Source organism: Streptomyces sp. NPDC060205, from assembly GCF_042728395.1.
Taxonomy (GTDB): Bacteria; Actinomycetota; Actinomycetes; order Streptomycetales; family Streptomycetaceae; genus Streptomyces.
The window spans coordinates 1-6,055 of sequence record NZ_JBHWZP010000458.1 but is presented as its reverse complement, the minus strand read 5'-3'; the positions used below and the strand labels follow the sequence as shown (position 1 = coordinate 6,055).

Sequence of the window (6,055 nt, the reverse complement as noted above, 5' to 3'; positions counted from 1 at the left end):
GGGCTGCGCCCCTGAAAAGCAAAAGCCGGGGCGCAGCCCCGCTTTTGAGGGGCGCGGGGAACGGCGCGGCCCGCCCCCACCGACCCGCACCCGACGACGGACGCAGTCTTTCAGGGGCGCGGGGAACTGCGCGAGCAACCCCCACGCCCCCGCACCCGACGGCGGCGGGGCGCGGTTTTCAGGGGTGCGGGGAACTGCGCGAACGGCCCCCGCTGGGGCGCGCGTGGGGGTCGACCCGCAGGTCAGGGGTCAATGTGCGCGTAAGCAAGAGATAAGAGTTGAGCCCCCACGACTCACCTCTGTTGACCACGCGGCAAGCGTCATGCACACTTGAGTCCGTTCCACTCAAGTCATTGCTGGAGGAATTGAAATGGCACGTGCGGTCGGCATCGACCTGGGCACGACTAACTCCGTCGTCAGCGTTCTGGAGGGCGGTGAGCCCACCGTCATCACCAACGCCGAGGGCGCCAGGACCACGCCGTCCGTCGTCGCCTTCGCCAAGAACGGCGAGGTGCTCGTCGGCGAGGTCGCCAAGCGCCAGGCGGTCACGAACGTGGACCGGACCATCAGGTCCGTCAAGCGTCACATGGGCACGGACTGGAAGATCGAGCTCGACGGCAAGCACTTCAACCCGCAGCAGATGAGCGCCTTCATCCTGCAGAAGCTGAAGCGCGACGCCGAGGCGTACCTGGGCGAGAAGGTGGCCGACGCGGTCATCACGGTCCCGGCGTACTTCAACGACTCCGAGCGTCAGGCGACGAAGGAGGCCGGCGAGATCGCGGGCCTGAACGTCCTGCGCATCGTGAACGAGCCGACCGCCGCCGCGCTGGCGTACGGCCTCGACAAGGACGACCAGACGATCCTCGTCTTCGACCTCGGTGGCGGCACGTTCGACGTGTCCCTCCTGGAGATCGGCGACGGCGTCGTCGAGGTGAAGGCCACCAACGGCGACAACCACCTCGGTGGTGACGACTGGGACCAGCGGGTCGTCGACTACCTGGTGAAGCAGTTCGCGTCCGGCCACGGTGTGGACCTGGGCAAGGACAAGATGGCCCTCCAGCGTCTGCGCGAGGCCGCGGAGAAGGCCAAGATCGAGCTGTCCTCCTCCACGGAGACCTCGATCAACCTGCCCTACATCACGGCCTCCGCCGAGGGCCCGCTGCACCTGGACGAGAAGCTCACGCGCGCCCAGTTCCAGCAGCTGACGGCCGACCTGCTGGAGCGCTGCAAGACGCCGTTCCACAACGTCATCAAGGACGCCGGCATCCAGCTGTCCGAGATCGACCACGTCGTCCTCGTCGGTGGCTCCACCCGTATGCCCGCCGTGGCCGAGCTCGTCAAGGAGCTCACCGGCGGCCAGGACGCCAACAAGGGCGTCAACCCGGACGAGGTCGTCGCCATCGGCGCCGCCCTGCAGGCCGGTGTCCTCAAGGGTGAGGTCAAGGACGTCCTGCTCCTCGACGTGACCCCGCTGTCCCTCGGTATCGAGACCAAGGGAGGGATCATGACGAAGCTCATCGAGCGCAACACCACGATCCCGACCAAGCGGTCCGAGATCTTCACGACGGCCGAGGACAACCAGCCGTCCGTCCAGATCCAGGTCTACCAGGGCGAGCGCGAGATCGCGGCGTACAACAAGAAGCTCGGGATGTTCGAGCTGACCGGTCTGCCGCCGGCCCCGCGCGGTGTCCCGCAGATCGAGGTCGCGTTCGACATCGACGCCAACGGCATCATGCACGTGACCGCGAAGGACCTCGGCACGGGCAAGGAGCAGAAGATGACCGTCACCGGCGGCTCCTCGCTGCCGAAGGACGAGGTCGACCGCATGCGCCAGGAGGCCGAGCAGTACGCGGACGAGGACCACCGCCGCCGCGAGGCGGCCGAGGCCCGCAACCAGGGCGAGCAGCTCGTCTACCAGACGGAGAAGTTCCTCAAGGACAACGAGGACAAGGTCCCCGGCGACGTCAAGACCGAGGTCGAGACGAGCGTCGAGGAGCTGAAGGCCGCGCTCAAGGGCGAGGACACCGCCGAGATCCGTACGGCCACCGAGAAGGTCGCCGCCGTCTCCCAGAAGCTGGGCCAGGCGATGTACGCCGACGCCCAGGCCGCTCAGGGCGCCGCCGGTGCCGAGGCCCCGGGCGCCGGCCCGGACGCCGGTGCCAAGGCCGCCGACGACGACGTCGTCGACGCCGAGATCGTCGACGAGGACCGTGACCGCAAGGACGGTGCCGCGTGACGGAGGAGACCCCGGGCTTCGACGAGCAGCCCGACGTCCCCTCCGGCGCCACCCCTGAAGACGCCGAGCCGAAGGCCGCCCCCTCCTCCGCGGAGGACGGGGCGGCCCCGGCCGGGGACACGGCAGCAGCTCAGTCAGCAGCCCAGATCGCAGGCCTGACGGCCCAGCTGGACCAGGTGCGTACGGCGCTCAACGAGCGCACGGCGGACGTCCAGCGGCTCCAGGCCGAGTACCAGAACTACCGCCGCCGGGTCGAGCGCGACCGGATCGCGGTCAAGGAACTCGCCATCGCGAGCCTCCTGACCGAGCTCCTGCCCGTGCTCGACGACATCGGCCGCGCGCGGGAACACGGCGAACTGCTCGGCGGTTTCAAGTCGGTGGCCGAGTCGCTGGAGACCGTCGCGGCCAAGATGGGCCTGCAGCAGTTCGGCAAGGAGGGCGAGCCCTTCGACCCGATGATCCACGAGGCCCTGATGCACTCGTACGCGCCGGACGTCACGGAGACGACGTGCGTGGCGATTCTGCAGCCGGGGTATCGCTTCGGCGAGCGCACCATCCGCCCCGCGCGGGTGGCGGTCGCCGAGCCGCAGCCGGGAGCGCAGCCCGTCAAGGGCGACGAGACGGATGCGGGGACCGCGGCGGCCGACGACAAGGAGAGCGGTGGCCCGGACGAGGGCTGACGTGAAACAGGGCGTACGCGCGCCCCTTTGCACGGAGAACGTCGAGCGCGTACGTGACGGTGGCGTACGGAAGGAGGGGCGTCGAGGATGAGCACCAAGGACTTCATCGAGAAGGACTACTACAAGGTCCTCGGCGTCCCCAAGGACGCCACCGAGGCCGAGATCAAGAAGGCGTACCGCAAACTCGCCCGCGAGTTCCACCCGGACGCCAACAAGGGGAACGCCCGCGCCGAGGAGCGCTTCAAGGAGATCTCCGAGGCGAACGACATCCTCGGGGACCCCAAGAAGCGCAAGGAGTACGACGAGGCCCGCACCCTCTTCGGCAACGGCGGCTTCCGTCCCGGCCCGGCCGGTTCGGGCGGCTCCTTCAACTTCGACCTGGGGGACCTCTTCGGAGGCGGCCCCCAGGGCGGAGGCGGCGGTCCGCAGGGCGGGGCCGGGGGCTTCGGTGGCGGCATAGGGGACGTCTTCGGCGGACTCTTCAACCGCGGCGGCGCGGGCCCCGGCGCCCGCACGCAGCCGCGGCGCGGCCAGGACATCGACACCGAGGTCACGCTCAGCTTCACGGAGGCCGTGGACGGGGCGACCGTCCCGCTGCGGATGACCTCGCAGTCCCCCTGCAAGGCCTGTTCGGGCACCGGCGACAAGAACGGCACACCGCGCGTGTGCCCGACCTGCGTCGGCACCGGCCAGGTGGCGCGCGGTTCGGGCGGCGGGTTCTCGCTGACCGACCCGTGCCCCGACTGCAAGGGCCGCGGCCTGATCGCGGAGCACGCGTGCGCGGTCTGCAGCGGCTCGGGACGCGCCAAGTCGTCCCGCACCATGCAGGTCCGTATCCCCGCGGGGGTGTCGGACAGCCAGCGCATCCGGCTGCGCGGCAAGGGCGCGCCGGGCGAACGGGGCGGCCCCTCGGGCGACCTGTACGTCACGGTGCACGTGGACACGCACCCGGTCTTCGGCCGCAAGGGCGACAACCTCACCGTCACCGTGCCCGTCACCTTCACGGAGGCGGCACTGGGCGGCGAGGTCCGCGTGCCCACACTCGGGGGGCCTCCGGTCACCCTGAAACTGCCGCCGGGCACCCCCAACGGCCGTACGATGCGGGCCCGCGGCAAGGGCGCGGTCCGCAAGGACGGCACCCGCGGGGACCTGTTGGTCACCGTCGAGGTGAGTGTTCCGGCGGACCTGACGGGGAAGGCTCGTGACGCGCTGGAGGCGTATCGCGAGGCGACCGCGGAGGAGGATCCGCGGGCTGAGCTGTTCCAGGCCGCGAAGGGAGCATGAGGACACCATGGACGCACCCGGACGCCGTCGGCAGAACTCCTTCACCGGCAGGGCCTACGAGCTGACGGAAGAGACACCGGTGTACGTCATCTCGGTGGCCGCCCAGCTCTCCGGTCTGCACCCGCAGACGCTGCGTCAGTACGACCGCCTCGGCCTGGTCTCCCCGGACCGCACGGCCGGGCGCGGCCGGCGCTACTCCGCCCGCGACATCGAACTGCTGCGCACCGTCCAGCAGTTGTCGCAGGACGAGGGCATCAACCTCGCCGGCATCAAGCGCATCATCGAGCTGGAGAACCAGGTCGCCGCACTGCAGTCCCGGGTCGCGGAACTGTCGTCGGCCCTGGAGGGCGCGGCGGCGACCATGCAGCAGCGCGAGGCCGCGGTGCACGCCTCGTACCGCCGCGACCTGGTCCCGTACCAGGAGGTCCAGCAGACCAGCGCCCTGGTGGTGTGGCGCCCCAAACGCCCACCGACGGACTGAGCCGCACGCGCGGTCACGCACGCCGAGGGGCCCGGAGGTTCACCACGAACCTCCGGGCCCCTCGCGTTTCCCGCTGCCGGTCCGCCGTGCCACGAAGACGAACTCGCGGCCCGGGCGGTCGGGGGCGTCGCGGATGTCCTGTACGGCATAGCCCTGAGCCCGCAGGTCCGCCTCGATCTCCTGCCGTTCACGGAAGCGCAGTGTCGAATCCGAGGTCAACTCCTGACCGTCGGCGGCGAACACATAGGTGTGGCGGAACGTCACCAGCTGCCCGCTGACGTCGTTCAGATCGACCCAGCTCTCGACCGCGCCGACACCCGGGATGTCCGTCACGGCGTACGAGGCCTCGCGGTTCCACTCCTCCCAGGCGCGCCGGGCGGGATCCCGGGTCTCGAAGACGAGGTGCCCGCCGGGCCGCAGGGCTTCGTGGGCGCCCCGCAGGGTGTCCCGCCACGCCTGGTCGCCGGTGATCTGCTGGGCCACGTTCGCCGTCATCGTCGCGAGGTCGACGCGCAGGGGCGGGAGCGCGGTGGCGTCCCCGTGGATCCAGCGCACCCGCTCGCCACCGGGTTTGGCGCGGGCCACGTCGAGGGAGGCGCGCGCCGGATCGACCCCGACGACCTCGATCCCGCGCGCGGCGAGCAGCAGCGCGAACACCCCGGTCCCGCAGCCGATGTCGAGCACTCGGCGCGCCCCGAACTCCGCGGCGATCCGGACGTACGCGTCGAGGTCGCCGCGGTCGGGATCGAGCGGGTCGTAGACCGCGGCGAGCCGGGGATGCGCGAAGAGCGCGTCGGCACCGCTGGAGGACGGCTTCCGCCAATCCGGCTCGGACACGCGGGCCCCCTGGAACGTGTGGCGGAGACGCTGGACGAGGGGCCAACGATACGGCGACGCGGCGTGAGCGTCCCGGCACGCCCGCCGGGGCGGTGGAAATCGTGGTGTGCGGGGCCGGTGGGAGCGGGTAACGTCCTTGGCATGTTCTTCCAGACGCCGATTTACGAGTGAGAGCGTGACGGGCCCCGCCGACGTCCTTCGACGCCGCCGCCCGTCCCCCACCGACGAATCCGTAGATCACTTCGCATCAGCACCGGGAGAACCCGTGACCGTGAGCAAGAACATCAACAACCCCGTGGGCCAGGGCGGCGGCCAGCGCAAGAAGCAGTCCCGCGCCGAGCGGGCGAACAACGGCCCGTACCGCAACCTCGACCGCCAGGGCGCGGCCGAGCAGAAGGCGGAGCTGGTGCGCAAGATGCGCGAGAAGGCCGCCGCGGCCGAGGCCGCCCGCACGTCGGACGACGACGGCGCGCAGAGCTGAGCTGAGCTGACACATGCAGGACAGCAGGGCCCGGACCGTGCACCGCGGTCCGGGCC

6 protein-coding genes are annotated in these 6,055 nt (G+C 70.7%); 5 read left to right on the top strand and 1 reads right to left on the bottom strand.

Annotated features, from left to right (window positions below; translation table 11 throughout):
- The first annotated feature begins 370 nt into the window (after positions 1 to 370).
- The 4 genes from dnaK to ACFWGJ_RS40825 all read left to right on the top strand — a co-directional run bounded on the left by dnaK (position 371) and on the right by ACFWGJ_RS40825 (position 4,681).
- Positions 371 to 2,236, top strand: a complete 1,866-nt coding sequence (dnaK, locus tag ACFWGJ_RS40840; protein ID WP_189773012.1) for a molecular chaperone DnaK — start codon at positions 371 to 373, stop codon at positions 2,234 to 2,236.
- Positions 2,233 to 2,916, top strand: a complete 684-nt coding sequence (grpE, locus tag ACFWGJ_RS40835) for a nucleotide exchange factor GrpE (RefSeq protein WP_107018052.1) — start codon at positions 2,233 to 2,235, stop codon at positions 2,914 to 2,916. Before dnaK ends, grpE begins: the two co-directional genes overlap by 4 nt.
- A gap of 87 nt (positions 2,917 to 3,003) precedes the next feature.
- On the top strand, positions 3,004 to 4,200 hold the full coding sequence (gene dnaJ / locus ACFWGJ_RS40830; RefSeq protein ID WP_387334028.1) for a molecular chaperone DnaJ: 1,197 nt from the start codon (positions 3,004 to 3,006) through the stop codon (positions 4,198 to 4,200).
- Between the two features lie 7 nt (positions 4,201 to 4,207).
- Positions 4,208 to 4,681 (top strand): heat shock protein transcriptional repressor HspR, encoded by a 474-nt coding sequence (locus tag ACFWGJ_RS40825; RefSeq protein WP_107018054.1) that lies wholly within the window; start codon positions 4,208 to 4,210, stop codon positions 4,679 to 4,681.
- Positions 4,682 to 4,720: 39 nt separating this feature from the next.
- Here ACFWGJ_RS40825 and ACFWGJ_RS40820 read toward each other — a convergent pair whose 3' ends face one another.
- A complete protein-coding gene (locus tag ACFWGJ_RS40820; RefSeq protein ID WP_387334027.1) occupies positions 4,721 to 5,518 on the bottom strand; it encodes a class I SAM-dependent methyltransferase in 798 nt (265 codons plus the stop codon).
- A gap of 265 nt (positions 5,519 to 5,783) precedes the next feature.
- Between ACFWGJ_RS40820 and ACFWGJ_RS40815 the strand changes: the two genes are divergently transcribed.
- Positions 5,784 to 5,999, top strand: a complete 216-nt coding sequence (locus ACFWGJ_RS40815; protein ID WP_387334026.1) for a DUF6243 family protein — start codon at positions 5,784 to 5,786, stop codon at positions 5,997 to 5,999.
- Positions 6,000 to 6,055 lie beyond the last annotated feature (56 nt).

Excerpts from the sequence above, each read along its gene's own strand:
- dnaK (WP_189773012.1), top strand. The coding sequence starts at position 371 with ATGGCACGTGCGGTCGGCATCGACCTGGGCACGACTAACTCCGTCGTC.
- dnaJ (WP_387334028.1), top strand. The coding sequence starts at position 3,004 with ATGAGCACCAAGGACTTCATCGAGAAGGACTACTACAAGGTCCTCGGC.
- ACFWGJ_RS40825 (WP_107018054.1), top strand. The coding sequence starts at position 4,208 with ATGGACGCACCCGGACGCCGTCGGCAGAACTCCTTCACCGGCAGGGCC.